This window comes from Actinomadura sp. NBRC 104412, assembly GCF_030269515.1.
Lineage (GTDB): Bacteria > Actinomycetota > Actinomycetes > Streptosporangiales > Streptosporangiaceae > Spirillospora.
In genome coordinates this window covers 148,722-172,677 of record NZ_BSTM01000011.1, presented here as the reverse complement: position 1 = coordinate 172,677, position 23,956 = coordinate 148,722, and the positions used below count along the sequence as shown (strand labels likewise).

Sequence of the window (23,956 nt, the reverse complement as noted above, 5' to 3'; positions counted from 1 at the left end):
TTTCCGTCTCACAGGCCGCCGAGGAAGTCCAGCAGGGCCTTGTTGACCTCGGCGGGGCGTTCCTGCTGGGTCCAGTGGCCGCAGCCGGGCAGCCAGACGGTGCCGCGGAGGTTGGGGACGAAGTCGGCGAGGCGGTCGGCCGCGGCCCGGCCGCCGCCGGTCAGGACGGGGTCGCGGTCGCCGCCGATGAAGAGGGCGGGCGGGGTGATCGGGGCGCGGTGCCAGGCGGCGGTGAGCTCCCAGTTGCGGTCCAGGTTGCGGTACCAGTTGAGGGGTCCGGTGAAACCGGCGTCCTCGTACTCGCGGACGAAGACGGCGATGTCGTCCTCGGTGAGCCAGCCCGAGAGCTCGCCGGGTGCGACGTCCGACAGCATCCCCCCGCCTTCGGGGACGGACGGGAGCACGCCGAGGTCCCCGGACGCGGCGTACAGCATGCGGCGGAACGTCTCGGCCCTGTCGCGGTCGAACTCGGCCTCCGGGACGATCGGCTCCTGGAAGTACACCATGTAGAAGTCGTCCCCGTACAGTTCCCGCATGGCCTGGACGGGCGGGCGCGACGACCGGGGGCGGTGCGGCACCGACAGGCAGGCGACGCCGCGCACCCGGTCGGGACGGAACTGGGCGGCGCCCCATGCCACCGGCGCTCCCCAGTCGTGCCCGACGACGACGGCCTGTTCCCGACCCAGGGCGTCGATCAGGCCGATGGCGTCGCCGACCAGGTGGTGGATCGTGTACTGGTCGGCCTCCGCGGGGCCGCCGGTACGGGCGTAGCCGCGCTGGTCGGGTGCGACGGCGTGGTAGCCCGCGTCGGCGAGGGCGGTGAGCTGGTGCCGCCAGGAGTACCAGCATTCGGGGAAGCCGTGCAGGAGCAGCACGAGCGGGCCGGATCCGGCCTCGGCGATGTGCATGCGCAGCCCGCTGGTGGACTCGACGAAGCGATGGGTGATCTCGGCCATGGGAAGGACGGTAGCGCCTGTACGCCATCGCCGGTGGCCCCAGTATGCGACGCGGTTCCCGTCCACATGGAAGGTGGGCGGATTATGTCGGCTCACTCCATAGGAGGGGACGCCTCACTCTCCGTAGGTTCGGCCCATGACATCCCAGTTGGACGGCAGCCCGGACCTTTCGGGCCGCACGGCGCTGGTGACCGGGGCGGCGGGCGGGATCGGCCTGGCCTGCGCGCGCCGGCTCGCGTCCGCGGGGGCCGATGTGGTGGTGACCGACATACGGGCGGCGGCGGCCGAGGAGGCGGCGAAGTCCATCGACGGCGAGGGCGGGGGCCGCGCCCGGGCGGTCGTGGCGGACCTGGCGGATCTGGACGCGGCGGAGGCGCTGGCCCGCGAGTGCTCGCCCGACATCCTGGTGAACAACGCCGGGATGCAGCATGTGGCGCCGCTGGAGACGTTCCCGCCGGAGGTCTTCTCGCGGATGCTGCGGGTGATGTTGGAGGCGCCGTTCCGGCTGGTCAGGGCGGGGCTGCCCGCGATGTACGAGCGGGGCTGGGGGCGGATCGTCAACATCTCGTCCGTGCACGGGCTGCGGGCCTCGCCGTACAAGGCGGCGTACGTGGCGGCCAAGCACGCCCTTGAAGGGTTCTCGAAGGTGGTGGCACTGGAGGGGGCGGAGCACGGGGTCACGTCCAACTGCGTGTGTCCCGCGTACGTCCGCACGCCGCTGGTCGAGGGGCAGATCGAGGATCAGGCGCGGGTGCACGGCCTGCCCCCGGACCGGGTGACCTCGGAGGTGCTGCTCGCGAGGGAGGCGGTCAAGCGGCTGATCGAGCCGGAGGAGGTCGCCGAGCTGGTCGCCTACCTGTGCGGCCCGGCGGCGGCGATGGTGACCGGCGCGTCGGTCTCGATGGACGGAGGGTGGACCGCGCATTGACGGCATGCCGAAAATGACCCGCATGTCCTGCACCGTGTTCCTTGAGCTGCTGGCACGCGAGGCGTCTCCCGTGGAGTTCGAGGGGCCGCTGGTGGAGGCCCGCGCCGCGGGCGCCTCACCGGAGACGCTGGCGGAGCTGGAGGCCGCCAAGCTCGCCGCGCTGCGGGTCCGGTCGATCATGAATCGGCACGCCCGCCGGGAGGCGGAGCTGGAGGCGCTGTTCGACACGGCCAGCGACCTGGCGGGGCTGCGCGACCACGACGCGGTGCTGGAGGCGATCGTGCGTCGCGCACGGCGGCTGCTGAACGCCGACATCGCGTACATGACGCTGAACGACGACGAGCGCGGCGACACCTACATGCGGGTGACGGACGGGTCGGTGTCGGCCGCGTTCCGCAAGCTGCGGCTGCCGCTGGGCGCGGGCCTGGGCGGGCTCGTGGCGCAGACGGCGATGCCGTACACCAGCGCGCACTACCTGGAGGACCCGCAGTTCAACCATCGCGGTTACATCGACGAGGCGGTGGCCGAGGAGGCGCTGGTCGCGATCATCGGGGTGCCGATGAAGCTGGGCAGCCGGGTGATCGGGGTGCTGTACGCGGCCAACCGCAGCGAGCGCCCGTTCGGCCAGGAGGAGGCGGCGCTGCTCAGCTCGCTGGCCGCGCACGCCGCGGTGGCGATCGACAACGCCCGGCTGCTGCAGGAGACGCGCACCGCCTTGGAGGAGCTGAGCGCGGCCAACGCGGTCATCCAGGCGCGCAGCGCGGCCGTGGAGCGCGCGGCGCAGGCGCACGACCGGATGACCGCCCTGGTGGTACGGGGCGGGGGCGCCGCGGACGTGGCGGCGGTGGTCACCGGGATCCTCGGCGGGACGCTGCACGTCCTGGACGCCGACGGCCGTCCCCTCGCCACGTCGGGTCCGCCCGCGCCGTTGGAGGGCGAGGAGCTGTCCGGGGTGCTGGCGTCCGCGTACTCCTCGCGCGCCCAGGGACGTACGGTACGGCGCGGCGACCTGTGGATCGCGTCGGTGTCCACCGGCGACGAGGTGCTGGCCACGCTCGTCCTGCGCACGGCGGACGAGGTGTCGGACGCCGACCAGCGCATCCTGGAACGCGGCGCGCTCGTCACCGCGCTGCTCGTCCTGCTGCGCCGCAGCGTCACCGAGGCCGAGGGCCGGGTACGCGGGGAGCTGCTGGACGACCTGCTGAACGAGCGCGTCACCGACGCCGACGCGTTGAAGACCCGGGCGCGCCGCGTCAACGTGGACCTCGAGACCCCGCACGTCATCCTGTCGGCTCGCTGCCCGGCGCCCGAGCATCGTGGCCGGGCCGCGTTCTGGGCGGCGTCGCACGCCTCGATAGCGCACGGCCTGTCGGCGGCGCGCGGCGAGGAGATCGTCCTGTTGCTGCCCGGCGACGATCCCGGCGACACGGCCCGGCGCGTCGCCAAGGAGCTGAGCGCGTCGCTGGCCGCGCCCATCACCGTGGGCGCGGCGGGACCCGTCGGCGGCCCGGCCGGGGTCGCCTCCGCGCACCGGGAGGCGCAGCGCGCCGCCGACGCGCTCATCGCGCTGGGACGCGCCGGCGACGGCGCGAGCGCGGGCGAGCTGGGCTTCGTCGGTCTCCTGATCGGGGACGACCGGGACGTGTCAGGCTTCCTGGCCTCCGCGATCGGCCCCGTCCTCGACTACGACGCGCGCCGCGGCACCACCCTCGTCCGGACGCTGGAGGACTACTTCGGCACCGGCTGCAGCCTTTCCAGGACGGCCGAACGCCTGCACATCCACGTCAACACCGTCACCCAGCGCCTGGACCGGGTCGCCCACCTCCTGGGCGAGGACTGGCAGACCCCGGACCGGGCCCTGGAGATCCAGCTCGCCCTGCGCCTGCACCGCCTGGCCCAGTGACCTTCGAGATCCAAGCCAAGGGCGTCAGCTATCCGGCGTACATCCGCAGCGGGCGGCGGTGACCGCGGCGGATGGGCGTTCAGGTTTTGGCGTCCACCGCCTCACGTTCGGGGACCGCGTCCGCTTCGGGTTGCTTGCGGGTTCGCCGCGCGGCTATGAGGGCTTGGGCGGTGCCCCAGATGCCCCGGCGGAAGAGCAGGACGATGAGGATGAAGATGCTGCCGGTGACGATGCCGGTCTCCTGGAAGCCGGCTGTGGCCAGATAGTCGTTCAACTGGACGATGAGGGCCGCGCCCACGGCACCACCCCACAGCGTGCCTATGCCGCCCAGGACGACCATCATCACCGCCTGCCCCGAGGTGGTCCAGTAGACCTCCTGCAAGGACGCGAAGCCGTGGCTTATGGCGAACAGGCCACCGGCCACACCGGACAGGGCGGCCGACAGGATGAACGCCAGGAGCTTGTAGCGGTCCACCGGGTAGCCCAGGGCGCGGGCACGGGACGGGTTGTCGCGGATCGACACGAGCACCCGCCCGAACGGGGAGCGCACGATGCGCCAGGCCACGAACATCCCGGCGAGGATGAACGGCAGGCCCGCGTAGTAGAAGAAGAACGGGTCGGACAGGTCGACGCCGAAGAACTCGCGCGGGATGCTCTGCAGGCCGTTCTCGCCACCGGTGACGCTTCGCCACTGGTTGGCGACGAAGTACACCATCTGCGCGAAGGCCAGGGTGACCATCGCGAAGTAGATGCCCTGGAGCCGTACGGCCAGGAACCCGATCGGCACGGCCAGCACCGCCGCGAACGCGGCGCCCCCCAGGATCGCCAGGGGGAACGGGACGCCGACGTGCACGGCGATCAGGCCCGTGCAGTACGCCGAGCCGCCCCAGAACGCGGCGTGCCCGAAGGACAGCAGGCCGGTGAAGCCCAGCAGCAGGTCGACGGCCGCAGCGAACAGCGCCCAGCAGATGATGTCCAGCGCGATCGGCGGATAGATCATCCAGGGCAGCGCGAGGGCCAGGAACAGACCGACGGCCGGCAGGACCGGGCGCCCGGCGAGCCGGGAGAGGATCATCTGAACGCCTCCTCGCGTCCGAACAGGCCGGCCGGACGCCACAGCAGGACGGCGGCCATCAGGATGAACACCAGGGTCTGCGACAGCGCCGGAACGTAGAAGTTGCCCAGCGCCGACACCACGCCGACCGCGAACCCGGCGGCGACCGAGCCGAACACCGAGCCCAGGCCGCCGATCACCACCACCGCGAACACCACGATGATCAGATCGGCGCCCATCAGCGGGTTGACCGCGCGCATCGGCGCGGCCAGCACCCCGGCGAACCCGGCCAGCGCGACGCCGAACCCGAACACCGGGGTGACCCAGCGGCCCACGTCGATGCCCAGCGCCCGGGTCAGCTCGGGACGCTCGGTGGACGCGCGGACGATCATCCCGACCCGGGTCCGGGTGAGGACGACCCAGACCGCCCCGCACACCAGCAGCGACACGGCCAGCACGAACACCTGGTAGGCGGGGTAGGTGAACACCACCAGATCGATGGAGCCGGAGAGCTGCGACGGGCGCGGGTACGGCTGGGAGTTGACCCCGTACTCGCGCCGCACCAGGTCCTGAAGGATCAGCGCCAGGCCGAAGGTGAACAGGAAGTTGTAGAGCGGGTCCAGCGGCGTGAGCCGCCGGATGAACAGCCGCTCCAGGACCACGCCCACCGTCCCCAGCACCAGCGGCACCAGCGGCAGGGCGATCCAGAAGTTCACCCCGAAGGAGTCGAGCAGGATGAAGGCGCCGAAGGCGCCGAGCATGTAGAACGCGCCGTGGGCGAAGTTGACGACGCCGAGCATGCCGAAGATGACGGACAGACCGAGGGCGAGCAGGGCGTAGAACGCCCCGCTCACCAACCCGTTGAACGCCTGCTGAAGCACGTGTCCCGCCTACAGCGCGCAGGCCGAGTCGGGCTGCGGCTGGAACGCCTCGACCGCCGGGATCGTCTTGACCACCTTCAGGTAGTCGTACGGCTCCTTGACCTCGCTGGACGGCTTGACCTGCACCAGGTAGGAGTCGTGGATGAGCAGGTGGTCCTTGGCGCGGATGCTGCCGCCACGGGCGAACATGTCGTCGATCTTGCGGCCTTCGAGCTGCTTGACCACGGTGTCGGAGTCGTCGGTGCCGCCGCGCTGCACCGCCTCCAGGTACTGCAACGCCGCCGAGTAGTTGCCCGCGTGCGAGGCGGTGGGCCGCTTACCGGTCTTGGCCTGGAAGCGGTCGGCCCACGCCCGGTTCCGCTGGTCGAAGTTCCAGTACCAGAAGTCGGTGTACTGCGTCCCGGCCATCGCGTCGGGGCCCAGCGAATGCACGTCGCTGAGGAAGACCAGTCCGGCCGCCAGGCCCACGCCCTTGTCCCGCAGCTTGTACTCGTTGTACTGCTTCACCACGTTCACCAGGTCACCGCCGGCCTGCATGGTGCCCAGCACCTGCGGCTTGGGGTTCAGCGTCGGCGCCTTGAGCAGGAACGTGGAGAAGTTGTCGTTGGGGAACGGGGTGGGATCGGACTTGACCACCGTTCCACCGGCCGCCTTCACCGCCGCGCTGAACGTCCGGTTCATGTCCTGCCCGAAGGCGTAATCGGGGTAGACGATGTACCAGGTCTTGGCGCCGCCCTGGGTCACCACGGTGCCGGTGCCGTGCGCGAGCATGTACGAGTTGTACCCGTAGTGGAAGGTGTACTTGTTACAGCTCTTGCCCTCCAGCTCGGTGGTCGCCGCACCCACGTCCATGAAGATCTTCTTCTTGTTCTTGGCGACCGTCGCCACGGCCAGCGCGGCCGAGGAGGTCGGCACGTCCAGGATCACATCGGCGCGCTGCCTGTCATAGAGCTGCTGGGCCTGGGTGTTGGCCACGTCCGGCTTGTTCTGATGGTCGGCGGCGACCACCTCGATCTTCTTGGCGACGGCCTTGTCACCGTACTTGGCCTGGTAGTCGGCCACCGCCAGCCGCACCGACTCCACGGAGTTGCGGCCGGACACATCGGCGTAGATGGCGGTCTGGTCGTTGAGGACCGCCAGCACCACCTTGCCGTCACTGATCGCCCCGCCCGAGCCGCCGGGTCCCCCACCACAGCCGGCCAGCAGCACGCCCGCGGCCATCAGGCCGCCCCATCTCCACAACCTCATCGGGGGGTTCTCCTTCATTGCCGATCGGACGCCGATGCAAGATCTGTCATCGCACCGGCCCGGATGCCGGTTCAGATTCCGAGGTATTCCAAGAGCTCGTGTTCGCGCCGGCGGACCTGGTCGTTGTCGAGCGACTCCACGACCCGGCCTTCGGCCAGCAGGTAATGCCGGTCGGCCACGGTGGCGGCGAAATGGACGTTCTGCTCGATGAGCAACACCGTGATCCCCGCCGCCTTCACCTCCCGCAGGATCTCCCCGATCCGCTCGACGATCAGCGGCGACAGGCCCTCGGTCGGCTCGTCGCACACCAGCAGCCGCGCGCCCATCCGCAGCACGCGGGCCAGCGCCAGCATCTGCTGCTCGCCTCCCGACAGCTTGCTGCCGGCGAAGCGGCGGCGTTCCTTGAGCACCGGGAAGGTGTCGTAGACGCGTTCCAGCGACCACGGCTCGGGCCCCACCCGCGGCGGGAGCAGCAGGTTCTCCTCCACCGACAACGTGGCGTAGATCCCGCGGTCGTCGGGCACGTACCCCAGCCCGCGGGCCGCGCGCCGGTGCGGGCCGAGCCGGCCGATGTCCTCGCCGAGGAAGGTGACCGAGCCGGTGGCGTGGGTGTGCAGGCCCATCACGCAGCGCAGCAGCGTGGTCTTCCCCGCGCCGTTGCGCCCCACCAGCGTGACGATCTCTCCCTTGCCGACCTGCACGGACACGTCGCGCAACGCCTGCGCCTGCCCGTACCAGGCCGACAGTCCCTCAACGCTCAGCATGCGCATCCCCCAGGTAGGCGGCCACCACGCGCGGGTCGTGGCGGATTTCGGCGTACGGCCCCTCGGCCAGCACCCGGCCGTGCTGGAGCACCGTCACGGTGTCGGCCAAACTGGCGACCACGCTCATGTTGTGCTCCACCAGCACCACCGTCCGCCCGGCGCGGATCCGCTGGATCAACCCGATGGTGCGGTCGATGTCCTCCACCCCCATCCCGGCGGTGGGCTCGTCCAGCAACAGCACCTTGGGGTCCAGCGCCAGGGCGAGGGCCAGCTCCAGGGCCCGCTTGCTCCCGTACGAGAGCGACCCGGCGGGCACGTCGGCCAGCGCTTCCAGCCCGACCTGTTCCAGCAGGTCGTCGGCGCGGCCGGTGAAGCGGCCCAGCGCGCGGTCCGACCGCCAGAACCGCCATCCCAGCCCCGACGACGAGGCCAGCGCCAGTTCCACGTGCTCACGGGGCGACAACCCCGCGAACAGGCTGGTGATCTGGAACGACCGCGCGACCCCCCACCGCGCGATCTCCTCGGGGCGCCGTCCCGCCAGCTCCCGCCGGCCCGCCAGCACCACGCTGCCCGACGTCGGCTTCACGAACCCGGTGAGCAGGTTGAACAACGTCGTCTTCCCCGCACCGTTCGGGCCGACCAGGGCGTGCACGCCACCCTCGGCCACATCAAGATCGACACCGTCCACGGCACGGAACCCACCGAACTCCCGCACCAGACCCCGCACGCGCAAGACGGGAGCCGGACCGTCACCGCGCCGATCACTCATCCGACCTCCTCGCGGTCATGGCGTGACCCGGACCACATCCGGACGCCATGACCGTGAACGCTAGGTCGCGCCCGGTGACCCGGCCATGTGAGGAGCGCACATAATCGATCGCCTGGATAAGGGCTCGGACCACACCGCATGCCGGACGGCCTGGGCATCCATGTCTTGACCTGCGGGCATGGTGGCCGGCCTGCCGCCTGTCGCACCCCGGCATGGAGGATCCGCCCACACCGGCAGTGTGAAGAGTGGAGCCCGCCAACGTGGCCCGCGTCGCATCCTGCCGGGAGCATGCAGGCCATGCTTCGCCGAACAACGATCGTCCTCGCCGCCGTGCCCGCCGCCCTCGCCCTGGCGGGGGTGGACGCCGCGGCCGGAGCCACGTCCACGCGGGCGGACGCCGACCGCTGCGCCCACGCGGAACGGATCCGCGTCCCGGGCGCCGAGCGGCAGGTCGCCGCCTGTCTGGACGACCTCACCACCGCCGGCACGGTCGCCTCCGGCCACACCGTGCCGGCCGACTACGCGGGCCTGCATGCCGCGGGCACGCGGAACCCCAGCGGCGTCCCGGGTGTCCAGATCGACGGCTACTTCCCGGACACCTCCACGTTCAACACCACCCACGGCTGGAACCACGACTCGCAGTTCGTGATCCGGCTCCCCGAGCGATGGAACGGCGGCCTGGTCGTCTCCGGCTCTCCGGGGACGCGACGCCAGTACGCCAACGACGTGACCATCTCCGACTGGGTCCTGGCCAAGGGGTACGCGTTCGCGTCCACCGACAAGGGCAACAGCGGCGCCGAGTTCTACCGCGACGGCGACCGGCCGGGCGACGCCATAGCGGAGTGGAACCACCGCACAACGCAACTGACCCGCGCGGCGAAGGCGGTCGTGGCGCAGCGCTATGGGCGCGCGCCTCGCCGTACATACGCGGCCGGGATTTCCAATGGCGGCTACCTGGTGCGCTGGCAGTTGGAGAACCGTCCCGAACTCTACGACGGCGGCGTGGACGCCGAGGGCACCCTATGGCGGCCCGATGGCCCCAACCTGTTCACCTACCTGCCGCCCGTTCTGCGCGCCTACCCGTCGTACGCGTCCACCGGTAGCCCTGCCGCACACCAGGCCATCTTGGACGCGGGCTACACGGCCGGGTCCGAGTTCCTCTGGGAGTATCACCACACGGTCTACTGGGGCCTCACCCAGCGCATCTACCGTGAAGAGCTTGACCCCTCCTATGAGGGCGAGGACGCGGACTACGACTACTTCGCCCGTCCCAAGGAAGTCCGCAAGGCGGTGGCGCGCATTTCCCTGACCGGACGCATCCGCAAGCCGATGCTCACGCTGCATGGCACGTACGACTCGCTGCTGCCCATAGGGAAGAACTCCGACCTCTACGCGCAGATGGTCCACTCCAAGGCCAAGGGAAAGTCGAAGGGAAAGGGCAAGGGGAAGGGCTCGGCGTCCGCGCACAGCTACTACCGCTACTACCGCCTGGAGACCGGCAACCACGTGGACGGGCTCTATGACGCCTATCCGGACAAGCTGCGTCCGCTGCTCCCCTGTATGCGGGCGGCGTTCACGGCCCTGGAGCGCTGGACCGCCCCTAAGGGCCAGGCCCCTCCGCCCAGCGCCACGCTCCCGCGTCCGGCGACCGGGGATCTGGTCAACACCTGCTCCCTGACACGCTGAACGGGCCTAGGCGGACCGCAGATGGCGGGTGGCCGCGAAGCGTGCGGGGGTGATGCCCAGGTGGCGCCTGAAATGCCGCGTCATGTGCGCCTGGTCGTAGAATCCCACCTCGGCCGCGACCTGTCCGGGCTGATGCCCCTCGATGAGAAGCCGCCGCGCCCGTTCGATACGGCGCCCGGTCAGATAGAGGTGCGGCGGAAGGCCGAAGGTCTGCTTGAAGCACCGTACGAGATGGGTGGGGTGAGCGTGCAGCAGCGCGCCGGCCTCACGCAGGGAGATGCCCGTCTCGACCCGGGCGTCCAGCAGGTCGCGTAGGTCGCCTGCCAGCCGCGCGGCGTCCCGTCCGCTCCGGGACGCGGCGGGGACGCTGCCCAGCCGCCGGACGAGACGATCGTTGATCAGCGCCAGCCGGGACTCGGCCTCGAACTCCTCGCCCGGCTCGTCCAGCGCGCGATGCAGCTCGTGGACGCGGCGCCGCAGGAGCCGGTCGGCGAGGACGGGCGCGTCCACCGCCGGGCCGATCATGCGTTCGGGCAGCATGCCGCCGTCGAGGTACACCACCCGCTTGCGGAAGCCCTCGGGCGTGGCGGCCCGCCCGTCGTGCGAGACGCCCGGCGGCAGGAGCACCACCTCCCGGCCCCCAATGTGGTGGCGGCGCCGTCCCAGCAGGAACTCCACGGCCCCGGTGTCGACGATCAGCAGCGTCCAGGTACCGTGGGTGTGCGCCGGATAGGCATGCCCCACGAAGCGCGCGTGGAAGACCTCCGCGATCCCGTGGACCTCGGGCCGCCAGGCGAGCATCTGGACGGCCCGGTCGTCACCGGCCATGCCAACAACGTACAAGACGCCGCCCGGCGGTCCCGGCAGGCTGCTCAGGGAACCGAACGAGCCGAAGAGAAGGAGCCGGCACCCTTGGCACCGGTCTGGGATACGAAGATCGCCGTCGTCGTCCGGGAGGATCTGGCGGTCTGGCAGAAGCTCAACGTCACCGCCTTCGTCGTGAGCGGCGTCGCCGCGACGGTGGACGGCGTCGTGGGCGAGAACTACAGGGACGCGACGGGCAACGAGTACCTGCCCATGTTCCGGCAGCCCGTCCTGGTGTTCGCGGCGAGCGCGGACCAGTTGAAGAAGGTCCACGAGCGGGCCCTCACCCGTGAGGTCCCCATGGCCGTCTACACCGAGGAGCTGTTCGCCACGGGCCACGACGACGACAACAGGGCGGCCGTGGCCGCGGTCGAGGCCGAGAAGCTCAACCTGGTCGGCGTCGCCCTGCGCGCCGACCGCCGGATCGTCGACAAGATCGTCAAGGGTCTCGCCCTGCATCCCTGAGACGACGGACGGCCGCGCGACCTCAGGTCAGCGGTATCTCCTCGTGGGGCGCGCCGGAGTGCTGGAGCCTCGCGATCCCGAGGGCGCCGTGGCGGCGGACGACCTCCGAGATCAGCGCCACCGCGCGGGGCAGGTCGTCGCGGACCAGGACGTCGATCAGGGACGTGGTCTCCACGAAGCCGCCCCCCGGATCCTCTCTGCTGACCATGCCGCCGGCCTCCGCCCTGCCCAGGCCGGCCTCCTTGAGCGCGCCGCTCAGCTCCGCCGCCACGACGCCCCCGAGGGAGCCGGGACGGCCCTCCACGTCGAGGCTCAGGCTCAGCTCCCAGGAGCGGGCGTCCGCCAGCGGGCTGCGCCCGAACCACCGCTTGACCAGCGTTCCCTGGCCGAGACCGGCCAGCGTCTCCACCGCCCAGCACGCTTCGGCCCGGCTCACCGGGTCCTCCAGGGCGCGCGTCAGGACCGGGTGGCGGAACCCGGCGGCACGGAGCGCTTCGGCGAGGGACGCAAGGTGGGCGTGGCCATCGGCGGTCACGGTCCGTTCCAGGGCCGATCGGACGGCCGGTTCCCGCAGCGCGGGGTCGTCCACGGTGACGAGCCGCCCGGCCCGCTCCAGCAGGCCCGCCCATTCGGAGAACGGGAAGGAGTCGGAATCCGGAGTGCGCGTGGAATACAGGGGGCGCCTGACGTTGAGGTCGTAGGGCTGGTCCACGGCCAGGTGACCGTCGGGCCTGGTCGTCCAGTTCAGGCCGGTGCCGCCGAGGTCGCGCAGCTCGTACCAGTCGCGGGTCTCCGGACGGGGGCCGCCGTCGCCCCGGCCCGGCCTGACGAGGTGGAAGGCCGCGTCGACCAGCGGCGTCATGACGTCCACGTCGTCGTGGTCGTCCAGCACCGCGAAACGGGCCAGCAGCGCCAGCATCGGGCCCGGGTGGCGCAGCGAGGGATCGTGCAGGGCCACGGCCCGGCACAGCAGGTCCAGCTCCGGCCAGCGCATCAGGTGCGGGTGGAAGTGGGCCTGGTCGTCCCAGGCCACCTGGACGGCCTCCGCCAGCCCCGGGGCGACGAGGCACAGCCCGTAGTAGCCGAAGAAGTCCAGCGTGAGAACGAGCCCGTACCCGTCGCCGACGGCGAACTGCGCCTGGAGGTCCTCCTCCTCGTCGTCGAAGGCATCGTCGAAGGCGTCGTCGGCGACGTCCTCGTCGAAGAGGTACACGGGCCAGAAGTCGGGCTCGGCCATGCGGGCTTTCAGCGCGTCGTCGAGCGGCATGGCCAGCAACCTAGACGATTTCAGGACGCGGCGGACCAGACGAGCAGTTCCTCGGCGGTGAAGGTGTTGACGACGCGCTCGGGCGGGACGCCGCAGCGGGCGGCGCGTTCACAGCCGTAGGGCTGCCAGTCGAGCTGGCCCGGGGCGTGCGCGTCGGAGTCGATGGAGAAGTGGCAGCCGGCTTCGACGGCCAGGCGGAGGAGGCGTTTGGGCGGGTCCAGGCGTTCGGGACGTGAGTTGATCTCGACCGCCACGCCGTAGGCGGCGCAGGCGTCGAACACCAGGGCCGCGTCGAACTCCGACTCCGGGCGCAGGCCGCCCCGCCTGCCGCCCGCCTTGACGATCCGGCCGGTGCAGTGGCCCAGGACGGTGACGCGCGGGTTCGCGATCGCCGCGACCATCCGCCTGGTCATCGCGACCCTGTCCATGCGCAGCTTGGAGTGGACGCTGGCCACGACGACGTCCAGCCGGTCGAGCAGATCGGGGTCCTGGTCGAGGGAGCCGTCCTCCAGGATGTCGACCTCGATGCCGGTGAGGATCCGGAACGGGGCCAGCTCCTCGTTCAGCTCGGCGACGACGTCGAGCTGCGCGCGCAGCCGGTCGGCGGACAGCCCGTTGGCGACGGTCAGGCGGGGCGAGTGGTCGGTCAGCGCGATGTAGTCGTGGCCGAGGCTCCGCGCGGTCTCGGCCATCTCGCGGATCGGGGATCCGCCGTCCGACCAGTCGCTGTGGGTGTGCAGGTCGCCCTTGAGCGCGGTGCGCAGCCGCGCGGCCGACTCGTCCGGCGACGAGCCCTCCGTGGCCTCCAGCCGCCGCAGGTAGACGGGGACCTCGCCGCGCAGCGCCTCCTCGATGACCAGGCCGGTCACCTTGCCTATGCCGTCCAGCGCGGTCAGCGTCCCCTCGCGGGCGCGGGACTCCAGTTCGCCGGGCGGCAGGCCACCGGCGACATCGGCGGCCTTGCGGAAGGCCCGCACACGGTAGGTCGGCTCGTGCGCGCGCTCCAGCAGGAACGCGATCCGGCGCAGTGCCTCGACGGGCCCGAGGCGTGCGGAGTCGTCCCCCCGCGATGGTTCGTCCACGGTTTCGACCGTACCCAGGTATTACGACGGCGTGGCACTCCAGTGGCATTCGCACATGCCCGCACCCGCTCTAGCCTGGGCGCATGGCGGGTGAAGGCAAAGGGGAAGGAAGCCTCCGGGACACGCTGGGACTGCTGGTCATCCCCCTATGGGAGGCGCTTCTCCGTCCGGCGGCGCCCCGCGACCCGGACCGGCCCTGGCCGCCCCTGCCGCGCTGGGCGCGCCGCCGCGTCGAGGGACGGGTCCCGTTCGCCGCGGCCGTGCAGGTGATCGACCTGCTCATCGCGCTGGCCTGCTACTTCGGCACGTACTCGCTGCTGATGACCGAGGTCGCGAAGCGGGACCTGCACCCCTGGAACGGCGAGCTGATCCTGTCGGCGCTGGTGGCGTCGGTGCCCCTGGCGCTGCGCGAGCGGCATCCGATGGCCGCCTGGCGGATCTTCCTCGTCGGGATGGTCCTGGTCGGCCCCTACCGCTGGACGGACGTCACGTTCGCGGGCGGCACCGGTGTCACCGGGCTGCTCGTCCTCTACACGGTGGCGGCGCGCTGCTCCCGGTCGCTCACCATCGGGGTGGGCCTGCTGTCGATGGCCGGGATCCTGATCATCGCCCCGGAGAACGACGCGGGCACGTCCTTCCTGGTCCCGCTGCCGCTGGTGGTGGGGTACGCCGTCCAGTACCGCAGGAACGCCCGCCGCGAGCTGGCCGAGCAGGAGAAACGCCACCAGGAGGCCGAGGCGGTGCTGACCGAGCGGCAGCGCATCGCCCGCGAGCTGCACGACGTGGTCGCGCACCACATGTCGATGATCGCGATCCAGGCGGAGGCGGCCCCGCTCAAGGTGGCCACGGTGCCCGACGAGACCCGCGGGGACCTGGCCGAGATCCGCGCGACCGCGCTGGCCGCGCTGACCGAGATGCGGCGGATCCTCGGCGTCCTGCGCACCGAGGACGGCTCGCAGACGGCGCCGCAGCCCGACCTGGGAGGGCTGGAGGAGCTGCTGGAGGGAGGCCGCGGCGCCGGCCTGACGATCGTCACCAGGCTGGACGCGGGCCTGGCCGGGCTGCCCTCCGGCGTCGGCCTCACCTCGTACCGGATCGTGCAGGAGGCGCTGAGCAACGCCATGCGGCACGCCCCGGGCTCGAAGGTGGAGGTGGCGATCCGCCGCGAAGGCGGGATACTGCGGCTGGACGTCGTCAGCGGCCCGCCCGCCGACGGCCGCCGCCCCACGCCCTCACCGCCAGGCGCCGGGCACGGACTGGTCGGCATGCGCGAACGGGCGGCCATGCTGGGCGGCGACCTGGTCGCCGAGCCCACGCCGGAGGGAGGATTCGCCGTGCGCGCCACGCTGCCGATCACCGGAACTGCCGCATGACGGACTCCCGCATCCGTGTGGTGATCGTCGATGACCAGGGAATGGTGCGGACGGGGTTCGGGGTGTTCCTCAACTCCCAGCCCGACATCGAGGTGGTCGGCGAGGCGTCCAACGGCGAGGAGGCGCTGCGCGTCATCGCCGGGCTGAGGCCCGACGTCGTCCTGATGGACGTGCGGATGCCGGTCATGGACGGCCTGGAGGCGACCCGCCGCCTGCTCGCCGGCGAGCCCGCGGAGCCCGGCGCCTCCGGGGAGCCCGGGAAGAACGACGACCGGCCCAAGGTGCTGATGCTGACCACCTTCGACCTGGACGACTACGTGTACGAGGCGCTGCGCGCGGGGGCCAGCGGGTTCCTGCTCAAGGACGCCTCGGCCGCCGAGCTGTCCGACGCGGTCCGGATCATCGCGGCCGGGGACGCGCTGCTCTCCCCCTCCGTCACCCGGCGGCTGATCGCCGAGTTCTCCCGGCTGGGCGCGCCGCGCTCCCCGTCCCGGACGAGGCTGGAGGAGCTGACCGAGCGGGAGACCGAGGTGCTGACCCTGGTCGCCCGCGGCCTGTCCAACACGGAGATCGCGACCGAGCTGGTCGTCGCCGAGCAGACGGTGAAGACCCACTTCGGCCGCATCCTGATGAAGCTGGGCCTGCGCGACCGGCCGCAGGCGATCGTCTACGCCTACGAGACCGGGCTCGTCCGGCCGGGCGGCTAGCACCCCTCGTACCGGGGTCGTACGGGACGAGACGGCTCCCCGGGTTGATCCGCGCGACGGCCCCCGGCTCCTAGCTTCCTGACTCAGCCGAACCACGCTGAGCAGGAAGGACGCGCCGCCGTGCGTACAGCGCACCGCACGATCGCCACCGCCGCCCTGGCCGTCGCGGCGGCCGGTTCGACCGCGGCCGCCGCCCCCGCGCGTGCCGCGCCCTACCGGGCGCCCGAGGCCGTGCCCGCGCTCGCCGCGCCGGCCCTCACGGTCCGGTACGCGGCGGTCGAGCGGAACATCCGCACGGCGCTGGAGGCCGCCGAGCGGGCCGACGACGGCGACCGCCGGGCGGCGCTGGCGGCGTTCCTCTCCCCCGGACGTCGGTTCCTGGCGTTCGACGCACGCGGGAACGGCCGGGTCGTCGAAGTGATCGGCGACCTGGCGCGGGCGGACCGGGTGGCGGTCGTGGTGCCGGGAGCCGACGGGCGGCTCACCAACTTCGACTCCTGGAAAGGGGCGGGCGGCGGCGCGCGTGCCCTTTACCGCCAGGCCCGCGTGAGCGCGCCGTCCGCACGCCTGGCCGTCGTCGCGTGGCTCGGGTACGACTCGCCGTCCACGCGGAGCACGGCCGTCCTCACCGACGGCCGGGCGGACGACGCGGGCCGGGAGCTCGTCCGCTTCCTGACCGGACTGCGCCATGTCAACGGCCGGGCGCGGGTCGCGTTGCTCTGCCACAGCTACGGGTCGGTTGTGTGCGCGAAGGCGGCGCCCGGCCTCGGCCGCCGGCGCCTGCCCGTGGACGAGATCGCCCTGTACGGCAGCCCCGGCGTCAACGCTGGCACGGCCGGCGCGCTGAGGACCGGCGCGCGGGTCTGGGCGGGACGGTCGGACGGCGACTGGACGCGGTTCGTCCCCAAGGTGCGCGTCGCCGGGATCGGCTTCGCCCACGACCCGGCCGCTCCCTCGTTCGGTGCGCTCCGCTTCGACGCGGGACGCGGGCCGCACAGCGCCTACCTGCGTCCTGGGTCGGTCTCGCTCCGCAACCTCACCCGTATCGCGCTCGGCCATCACTCGGAGGTCACCATTGCTCGCCACAGCCGAACCCCCTGAGGCGGCACCGCCCGGCCTGGCCGCGCGCATCGACGCCGCCACGCCCCCGGGACGTGACCGCGCCGTGGACGCCCTGCGCGCCTTCGCCATCCTCGGCGTGGTGCTCGGGCATTGGCTGGTCACGGCCCTGATCGTGACCGGCGGCGGCGAGCTTCGGGCGGCGAGCCCGCTGGCGGCGATGCCCGCGTTCACCCCGATCTCCTGGGCGCTTCAGACCCTCGCCCTGTTCTTCCTGGTCGGCGGCTACACCGCCGCCAAAGGGTACAGGCCGGGGGACCCGTGGGCGTCCTGGGCGCGGCGCCGGCTCGTCCGGCTGGTGCGTCCCGTCCCCTTCCTCCTGGCGGCATGGGTGCCGATGGCGGGCGCGCTGCTGTGGGCGGGCCTCTCCCCCGGCACGATCCACGCGCTGATCAAGCTGGTGCTGAGCCCGCTGTGGTTCCTGGCGGTGTACGGGACGCTGACCGCGCTCACCCCGCTGATCGTGGGGTTCCACCGCCGCGCCGGGACCCTCTGCGCCCTCGCGGTCGTCCTCGCCCTCACCGCCGCGATCGACCTGGTCCGCTTCGGGCTGGACGGGCCGGAGTGGATCGGCTGGGCCACCGTCCTCACCGGCTGGCTGGTGCCCTTCCTCCTCGGGATCGCCTGGGCGGACGGAACGCTCGGCTCCCGGCGCGCCGCCGCGTCCCTGCTGGCCGGGGGCGTGGCCGCCACGGCCGCGCTGGTGGCGTGCGCGGGCTATCCGGCGAGCATGGTCGGCGTCCCGGGCGCCGAGGTGTCCAACCTGAACCCGCCCACCCTGGCGGCCGTCGCCTTCGGCATCGCCCAGGCCGGCCTCGCCCTTCTCGTCCGTGACCGGCTGGCACGCTGGATGCGCCGTCCCCGGGCCTGGGCGCCGGTGGCGCTGGCCAACCTCGCCGCGATGACGATCTTCCTGTGGCACCAGACGGCGATGATGGCGGTCACGGTCGCCGCCCTCACGGTCACGCGCACGGCGCCGGGGCTGCACACGGCGCCCGACCACCCGGCCTGGGCGCTGGAACGGCTGGCCTGGCTGCCCGCCTTCGCCGCCGCGCTCGCCGGGCTCTTGGCTCTGGCCCACCGTTTCGAGAGGACTTCCAGACGAGCATGCCGCCGCCACGCACGACCACCGGGCGCGCCCGACGGCTACGACGGGTCCTCGCCTGCGCCGCGACGATCGCGGGGGTCCTGCTGACGACCGCCGGGACCGGCCGCTCCGACCCCTACTCCGCGCCCATGCCCCTGCCCGCCCTCACCCCGTCCATGCTCGGCGCCCGGTACGCGATCGAACGCGCGTCCATCCAAGAGGCGCGGCGGACCGCCAGGGACGTCGGCGACCGCGACCGGGCCAAGGCGCTCACCCGCTTCCTGAGGCCGGGCCGCACCTTCCTGTACTTCGACCCGCGCGGGACGGGACGGGCCATCTGCGCAACCTCTCCAACATCGCCCTCGGCAGGGCGTCCCATGTGACCCGTACCTCCCACAGGTGACCATCCTGCGGGCTTCCACCAGGAACATCGCAGACCTTCCCCGGCCGTCGCGGGCCGCCCCACACCCGGAACGGTGGCACCCTGGGGACGTGGACACCATCAGCGACGCCTCGATCAGGGAGCAGACGACCGAACGCCTGGAGAAGGCGATGGGGTCCTTCGGGACCGCCGCGCTGGCTCGGATGGAGGAGCAACTGCCCTGGTTCCGGCGGCTGTCGGCGGACCAGCGCTCCTGGATCGGCCTGGTCGCCCAGGCGGGCATCGCCGCGTTCGTGGAGTGGTTCAAAAGCGCCGAGAAGACCCGCCCCGCGATCGCCGGGGAGGTGTTCGGCACCGCGCCGCTGGAGCTGATGCGCTCCATCAAGCTGCACCACACCATCGACATCATCCGCGTGATCATCGATGTGGTGGAGAGCCGGCTGGACGAGCTGGCCGCGCCCGGCGGCGAGATACAGCTACGCGAGGCGATCCTGCGCTACACCCGCGAGGTGGCGTTCGGCGCCGCCCAGGTCTACGCCCGCGCGGCCGAGACCCGCGCCGCCTGGGACGCCCGCCTCGAGGCCCTGGTCGTGAACGCGGTGATGCGCGGCGAGGTCGACCACGGCATGCACTCCTGGGCCGCCGCCCTCGGCTGGACCGCCAAGCCCGTCACCGTCGTCGCCGGGTTCACCCCCGAGGACGAGGAGCCCGAGGTCACCATCGACCAGATGCAGCGGGCCGCCCGCCGCGCCAAGGTGGACGTGCTGGCCGGCGTCCAGGGACGCCGCGTCCTGGTGATCGTCGGCGGCACCGAGGAACCGCTGCAGGCCGTCCGCCCCATCGCCGCCAAATGCGGACCCGGACCGGTCGTGATCGGGCCGCTCGTGGACGACCTGTACGCCTCCACCGCCTCGGCGCGCGCCGCGATGGCGGGACTGGCCGCCGCCTGCGGATGGCCGGACGCGCCCCGCCCCGTCCTGGCCACCGAGCTCCTCCCCGAGCGGGCGCTGGACGGGGACGAGGCCGCCCGGCGGTACCTGGTGGAGGAGGTCTACAACCCGATGCTCGCCGCGGGCGCCCCCCTGCTGGACACCCTCACGACCTATCTGGAGCAAGGGTCGTCGTTGGAGGCGACCGCGCGGCTGCTGTTCGTCCACCCCAACACGGTGCGCTACCGGCTGCGGCGAGTCGCGGAACTGACGTCGCTCACACCGACCGACGGGCGCAACGCCTTCACCCTCCGGATCGCCCTCGTCCTCGGCCGTTTCTCCAACCGTCCGGCACGCCTCTAGACGCCTTGTAGGTGTCGTACAAAGCCCATCACGCAAACTTCGTGTGGACCGGCATCGAGTCCGATCACCCCTACCGGCAGGCTGGACTGCGTGATTCTGATCGCGTCGCCCGGCCAGGGCGCTCAAACCCCCGGATTCCTGCAACCGTGGCTAGAGGTCCCTGGAGTCGCCGACCGATTGGCCTGGTGGTCCGCGGTCACCGGGCTGGACCTGGTCCGTTACGGCACCACCGCCGACGCCGAAGAGATTCGTGACACCGCCGTGGCCCAGCCGCTGCTGGTCGCCGCGGCCCTCGCCGCCTACGAGACCCTGTACGGCCCCGGCTCCGCGCCCGAAGCGGTCGCGGGCCACAGCGTCGGGGAGCTGGCCGCCGCCGCCATCGCCGGCGTCCTGACCCCCGAGTCCGCGCTCGTCCTGGTACGGGAGCGCGGCCGGGCCATGGCCGAGGCCGCCGCCGTCACCGAGACCGGCATGACCGCCGTCCTCGGCGGCGATCCCGACGAGGTCCTCGCCGCGATCGACAAGCACGGCCTCACCCCCGCCAACGTCAACGGCGCCGGGCAGGTCGTGGCCGCCGGAACCACGGAGCGGCTCGCCGCGTTCGCCGACGAGCCCCCGGCCAGGGCCCGCCTCCGCCCCCTGTCGGTCGCCGGCGCCTTCCACACCGAGCACATGGCGCCCGCCGTCGACACGCTGCGCAGGCTCGCCCCCGGCGTCCCGGTCGCCGACCCCCGCGCCACACTCCTGCAGAACCGGGACGGCGCCGCCGTGAGCTCCGGACGCGAGTTCGTCTCCCGGCTGGTCGACCAGGTCAGCGCCCCCGTCCGCTGGGACGCCTGCATGGCGACGATGCGCGACCTCGGCGTCACCGGCATCATCGAGCTGCCACCCGCCGGAACCCTGGTGGGCCTGGCCAGACGGGAGCTCAAGGGCGTCCCGGCCGTCGCCCTCAAGACCCCCGACGACCTCGGCAAGGCCCGCGAGCTCATCGAAGGAGCGGGCTCATGAAGCTGCGCGTGCCCGCCGCCGTCCCCGGGTCGAGGATCCTGGCCTTCGGCGACTACCAGCCCGCCCGCGTCGTCACCAACGACGAGCTGGCCGAGACGGTCGACACCAGCGACGAGTGGATCCGCACCCGGGTCGGCATCGCGTCCCGCCGTATCGCCGGACCCGAGGAAGGCATCGTCGAGATGGCCGTCCACGCCGCCGGCAAGGCGCTGGCCGGGAGCGGGCTCGGCCCCGGCGACATCGATCTGGTCGTCCTGGCCACCTGCTCGGCCGAGTCGCCGATGCCGGCGCACGCGCCCCAGGTCGCCAGCCGGCTCGGGATCGACGCGCCCGGCGCGTTCGACCTCAACGCCGCGTGCGCGGGGTTCTGCTACGCGCTCGGCACCGCCGACGCGGCGGTGCGCGCCGGCACCGCCCGCAACGCCCTGGTCATCGGCGCCGAGAAGATGTCGGCCTGGCTGGACTGGTCGGACCGCTCCACCAGCATCATCTTCGCCGACGGCGCCGGCGCCGCGGTGGTGACCGGCAGCGCCGAGCCCGGCGTCGGCCCGGTGGTGTGGGGCAGCGACGGCGACCACCACGACAAGATCATCATCCCGGACCGCAACGCGTTCATCCGGCAGGAGGGCCAGGCGGTCTTCCGCTGGGCGACCGGCGCGATCGCCCCGGTGGCGCTGGAGGCGTGCGAACGCGCCGGCGTCGCGCCCTCCGACCTGGCCGCGATCGTGCCGCACCAGGCCAACCTCCGCATCGTGGACGCCATCGCCCGCAAGGTGAAGGCGGCCAACGCCGTCGTGGCCGACGACATCGTCCACTCCGGCAACACCTCGGGAGCGTCGATACCGCTCGCGCTCTCCCGCATGATCGAACGCGGCGACGTGCCGTCCGGCGCCCCGGCCCTGCTCGTGGGGTTCGGCGCCGGGCTGGCCTACGCCGCGCAGGTCATCCAGATCCCGTAGCCAGGGACCCGACCCGGAAGAAGGAGAACGCACACATGGCAGTGGCCAGCGAAAAGGAGATCCTCGAGGGTCTCGCGGAGATCATCGACGACATCGTCGGCATCGACAAGTCGGAGGTGACCCCGGAGAAGAACTTCATCGACGACCTCGACATCGACTCGCTGTCGATGGTGGAGATCGCCGTGGCCGCCCAGGACAAGTTCGGTGTCGAGATCCCCGACGACGAGCTCCGCAACCTGAAGACGGTCAAGGACGTCATCAACTTCGTCCAGAACCTGCAGCAGTAGTACGGGGCGCCGCGGCGGCTGCCGGCGCGCCGCGGCCCCCATCCCCAGCTTTGCGAGGAGCACTCACGAATGACCACTAGCCAGACCACCGTCGTCGTCACCGGGCTGGGCGCGACCACGCCGCTCGGCGGCGACTGGCCGTCGACCTGGTCAGCGCTGCTCGCCGGAAAGTCCGGGGTGCGGACGCTGGACTGGGACGACCTGGACAAGCTGCCGGTACGGTTCGCCGCGACGCTCGCGGTCGACCCGTCCGAGGTGATGCCCAAGCAGCAGCTGCGGAAGCTCGACCGGAACCAGGCGATCGCGCTGATCGCGGCCCGGGAGGCATGGGCGGACGCCGGCTTCGCGCCTCCCGCGCCCAAGAAAGGACGCCCCGCCGAGCCGGCCGAGGGCGACACGGTGGACGGCGACCGGCTCGGGGTGGTGGTGTCCAGCGGCATCGGGGGCCTGCACACCGCGCTCAACAGCCACGACGTCAACCGCGAGCGGGGCTGGCAGCGGGTCAGCCCGTTCACCGTGCCGATGCTCATGCCCAACGGCGCCGCCGGCCATGTCGGCATCGAGTTCGGCGCGATGGCCGGCTCGCACGCCCTGGTCAGCGCCTGCGCGTCCAGCGCCGAGGCGGTCGGCTACGGCATCGACATGATCCGCGCCGGTCGCGCCGACGTGGTGATCTGCGGCGGCACCGAGGCGTGCATCCACCCCCTCCAGCTCGCCTCGTTCGGTTCCATGCGCGCCCTCTCCACCCGCAACGACGAGCCGGAACGGGCGTCCCGTCCCTACGACAAGAACCGCGACGGCTTCGTCCTGGGCGAGGGCGCCGCCGTGATGATCCTCGAATCCGAGGAGCACGCCCGTGCCCGCGGCGCGAACATCTACGGCATCGCCGCCGGCTGCGGCTACTCCGGCGACGCCTTCGACATCGTCCAGCCCGACCCCACCGGCGCCGGCCAGTCCAAGGCGATGCGCCGCGCCATCCAGAACGCGGGCCTGGAACCGTCCGACATCGTCCACATCAACGCCCACGCGACCTCGACCCCCCTGGGCGACGTGGCCGAGCTCAACTCCATCAAGGCCGCCCTGGGCCCCGAGGCCAGCGCCAAGGTCAACATCACCGGCACCAAGTCCATGACCGGCCACCTCCTGGGCGGCGCCGGCGCCCTGGAATCCATCATCACCCTGATGGCCCTCAAGGAACGCCTGGTCCCCCCCACCATCAACCTGGAGGACGTGGACGACGAAGTCGACCTGGACATCGTCCGAGGCGAACCCCGCCCCCTCCCCCCCGGCCCCCTGGCCGCCCTCAACAATTCCTTCGGCTTCGGCGGCCACAACGTCTCAGTAGTCCTAAAAACCGCCTAGAAACCCCAAAAAGGCCCGCCCCAAAGGGGCGGGCCTAACGCATGCCCCAGCAACCGCACGCACCCGCGCAATCGCACACCCACCCCACCCCGCCACCCATCCCCAAACGGCGTCCAAGCATCGCGATCGCGACAAAAGCAGGGGCGAGCGCCGGCGAGCCCCTGATCTCGAAGCGAGCCCCCGAGCGAGTCGAAGCAATCCAGCGATCACACGCAGCCGCGACAAGCGACGAGCGCAGCTCGCGGCTGCAATAAGCAACTCCGCACCCACCCCAACCCCAACCCCGAACGGCGCCCAAGCGCTGCGATCGCGACCGAAGGCAGTTCCGAGCTTGCGAGGAAGTGATCGCGAAGCGAGCCCCCAGGGCGAGTCGAAGCGATGCCAGCGATGGCCGCAAGCACGACAAGCGAGGAGCGCCAGCGACGAGCGCAGCTCGCGCATGCAAATAAACACCTCTCGCAACTACCTCAGCCCGCAACCCCAACCCCGAACGGCGGCCAGCCGTTGCGATCG

At 72.0% G+C, this 23,956-nt stretch carries 23 protein-coding genes; 14 read left to right on the top strand and 9 right to left on the bottom strand.

Annotation, left to right across the window (positions count from 1 at the left end):
* Positions 1-8: 8 nt before the first annotated feature.
* Entirely contained in the window at positions 9-956 is a 948-nt protein-coding gene (locus QSK21_RS16495; protein WP_285696737.1) for an alpha/beta fold hydrolase, read from the bottom strand.
* 136 nt (positions 957-1,092) lie between these two features.
* On the opposite strand from QSK21_RS16495, the gene QSK21_RS16490 reads away from it, so the two are divergent.
* On the top strand, positions 1,093-1,884 hold the full coding sequence (locus QSK21_RS16490; protein WP_285696735.1) for a 3-hydroxybutyrate dehydrogenase: 792 nt from the start codon (positions 1,093-1,095) through the stop codon (positions 1,882-1,884).
* A gap of 22 nt (positions 1,885-1,906) precedes the next feature.
* Positions 1,907-3,787 carry a helix-turn-helix domain-containing protein gene (locus QSK21_RS16485; protein ID WP_285696734.1) on the top strand — a complete coding sequence of 627 codons (1,881 nt, stop codon included), beginning with the start codon at positions 1,907-1,909 and terminating at the stop codon, positions 3,785-3,787.
* A gap of 79 nt (positions 3,788-3,866) precedes the next feature.
* On the opposite strand, the gene QSK21_RS16480 is transcribed toward QSK21_RS16485, so the two are convergent.
* From QSK21_RS16480 to QSK21_RS16460, 5 genes are all read right to left on the bottom strand, one after another.
* The gene (locus tag QSK21_RS16480; protein WP_285696732.1) at positions 3,867-4,862 is read right to left on the bottom strand and encodes a branched-chain amino acid ABC transporter permease; all 996 of its coding nucleotides are present in this window, start codon (positions 4,860-4,862) and stop codon (positions 3,867-3,869) included.
* The gene (locus QSK21_RS16475) at positions 4,859-5,722 is read right to left on the bottom strand and encodes a branched-chain amino acid ABC transporter permease (RefSeq protein WP_285696731.1); all 864 of its coding nucleotides are present in this window, start codon (positions 5,720-5,722) and stop codon (positions 4,859-4,861) included. The genes QSK21_RS16480 and QSK21_RS16475 overlap by 4 nt, the downstream gene beginning before the upstream one ends.
* A gap of 9 nt (positions 5,723-5,731) precedes the next feature.
* Entirely contained in the window at positions 5,732-6,970 is a 1,239-nt protein-coding gene (locus QSK21_RS16470) for an ABC transporter substrate-binding protein (RefSeq protein ID WP_285696730.1), read from the bottom strand.
* A 71-nt stretch (positions 6,971-7,041) separates the two neighbouring features.
* Entirely contained in the window at positions 7,042-7,734 is a 693-nt protein-coding gene (locus QSK21_RS16465; RefSeq protein ID WP_285696729.1) for an ABC transporter ATP-binding protein, read from the bottom strand.
* Positions 7,721-8,503 (bottom strand): ABC transporter ATP-binding protein, encoded by a 783-nt coding sequence (locus QSK21_RS16460; RefSeq protein ID WP_285696728.1) that lies wholly within the window; start codon positions 8,501-8,503, stop codon positions 7,721-7,723. The genes QSK21_RS16465 and QSK21_RS16460 overlap by 14 nt, the downstream gene beginning before the upstream one ends.
* Positions 8,504-8,800: 297 nt before the next feature.
* Here QSK21_RS16460 and QSK21_RS16455 point away from each other — a divergent pair, with 297 nt between their 5' ends.
* On the top strand, positions 8,801-10,189 hold the full coding sequence (locus tag QSK21_RS16455) for a tannase/feruloyl esterase family alpha/beta hydrolase (RefSeq protein ID WP_285696726.1): 1,389 nt from the start codon (positions 8,801-8,803) through the stop codon (positions 10,187-10,189).
* Positions 10,190-10,195: 6 nt separating this feature from the next.
* On the opposite strand, the gene QSK21_RS16450 is transcribed toward QSK21_RS16455, so the two are convergent.
* Positions 10,196-11,017 carry a helix-turn-helix transcriptional regulator gene (locus tag QSK21_RS16450; RefSeq protein ID WP_285696725.1) on the bottom strand — a complete coding sequence of 274 codons (822 nt, stop codon included), beginning with the start codon at positions 11,015-11,017 and terminating at the stop codon, positions 10,196-10,198.
* A gap of 84 nt (positions 11,018-11,101) precedes the next feature.
* Here QSK21_RS16450 and QSK21_RS16445 point away from each other — a divergent pair, with 84 nt between their 5' ends.
* On the top strand, positions 11,102-11,518 hold the full coding sequence (locus tag QSK21_RS16445) for a DUF2000 family protein (RefSeq protein WP_285696724.1): 417 nt from the start codon (positions 11,102-11,104) through the stop codon (positions 11,516-11,518).
* 22 nt (positions 11,519-11,540) lie between these two features.
* Here the strand turns inward: QSK21_RS16445 and QSK21_RS16440 are convergent, their stop codons facing one another.
* Both QSK21_RS16440 and QSK21_RS16435 read right to left on the bottom strand, forming a co-directional pair.
* Positions 11,541-12,785 carry a hypothetical protein gene (locus QSK21_RS16440; RefSeq protein WP_285696723.1) on the bottom strand — a complete coding sequence of 415 codons (1,245 nt, stop codon included), beginning with the start codon at positions 12,783-12,785 and terminating at the stop codon, positions 11,541-11,543.
* 20 nt (positions 12,786-12,805) lie between these two features.
* Positions 12,806-13,867 (bottom strand): PHP domain-containing protein, encoded by a 1,062-nt coding sequence (locus QSK21_RS16435; RefSeq protein WP_285696722.1) that lies wholly within the window; start codon positions 13,865-13,867, stop codon positions 12,806-12,808.
* A gap of 83 nt (positions 13,868-13,950) precedes the next feature.
* Between QSK21_RS16435 and QSK21_RS16430 the strand changes: the two genes are divergently transcribed.
* From QSK21_RS16430 to fabF, 10 genes are all read left to right on the top strand, one after another.
* On the top strand, positions 13,951-15,240 hold the full coding sequence (locus tag QSK21_RS16430) for a sensor histidine kinase (protein WP_285696721.1): 1,290 nt from the start codon (positions 13,951-13,953) through the stop codon (positions 15,238-15,240).
* A complete protein-coding gene (locus QSK21_RS16425) occupies positions 15,237-15,947 on the top strand; it encodes a response regulator transcription factor (RefSeq protein WP_285696720.1) in 711 nt (236 codons plus the stop codon). The genes QSK21_RS16430 and QSK21_RS16425 overlap by 4 nt, the downstream gene beginning before the upstream one ends.
* Before the next feature lie 120 nt (positions 15,948-16,067).
* On the top strand, positions 16,068-17,048 hold the full coding sequence (locus QSK21_RS16420; protein ID WP_285696718.1) for an alpha/beta hydrolase: 981 nt from the start codon (positions 16,068-16,070) through the stop codon (positions 17,046-17,048).
* Positions 17,023-18,261, top strand: coding sequence for an acyltransferase family protein (locus tag QSK21_RS16415; protein ID WP_285696717.1), 1,239 nt, complete (start codon positions 17,023-17,025; stop codon positions 18,259-18,261). Before QSK21_RS16420 ends, QSK21_RS16415 begins: the two co-directional genes overlap by 26 nt.
* 41 nt (positions 18,262-18,302) lie before the next feature.
* On the top strand, positions 18,303-18,536 hold the full coding sequence (locus tag QSK21_RS16410; protein WP_285696715.1) for a hypothetical protein: 234 nt from the start codon (positions 18,303-18,305) through the stop codon (positions 18,534-18,536).
* Positions 18,537-18,645: 109 nt separating this feature from the next.
* Entirely contained in the window at positions 18,646-19,827 is a 1,182-nt protein-coding gene (locus QSK21_RS16405) for a PucR family transcriptional regulator (RefSeq protein WP_285696714.1), read from the top strand.
* Between the two features lie 90 nt (positions 19,828-19,917).
* Positions 19,918-20,835, top strand: coding sequence for an ACP S-malonyltransferase (locus QSK21_RS16400; protein ID WP_285696713.1), 918 nt, complete (start codon positions 19,918-19,920; stop codon positions 20,833-20,835).
* Positions 20,832-21,794, top strand: coding sequence for a beta-ketoacyl-ACP synthase III (locus QSK21_RS16395; protein ID WP_285696712.1), 963 nt, complete (start codon positions 20,832-20,834; stop codon positions 21,792-21,794). The genes QSK21_RS16400 and QSK21_RS16395 overlap by 4 nt, the downstream gene beginning before the upstream one ends.
* Before the next feature lie 35 nt (positions 21,795-21,829).
* Positions 21,830-22,081, top strand: coding sequence for an acyl carrier protein (locus tag QSK21_RS16390; protein ID WP_285696711.1), 252 nt, complete (start codon positions 21,830-21,832; stop codon positions 22,079-22,081).
* A 69-nt stretch (positions 22,082-22,150) separates the two neighbouring features.
* Positions 22,151-23,443: a beta-ketoacyl-ACP synthase II gene (fabF, locus tag QSK21_RS16385; protein WP_285696709.1), complete on the top strand. Its 1,293-nt coding sequence runs from the start codon at positions 22,151-22,153 to the stop codon at positions 23,441-23,443.
* Positions 23,444-23,956 lie beyond the last annotated feature (513 nt).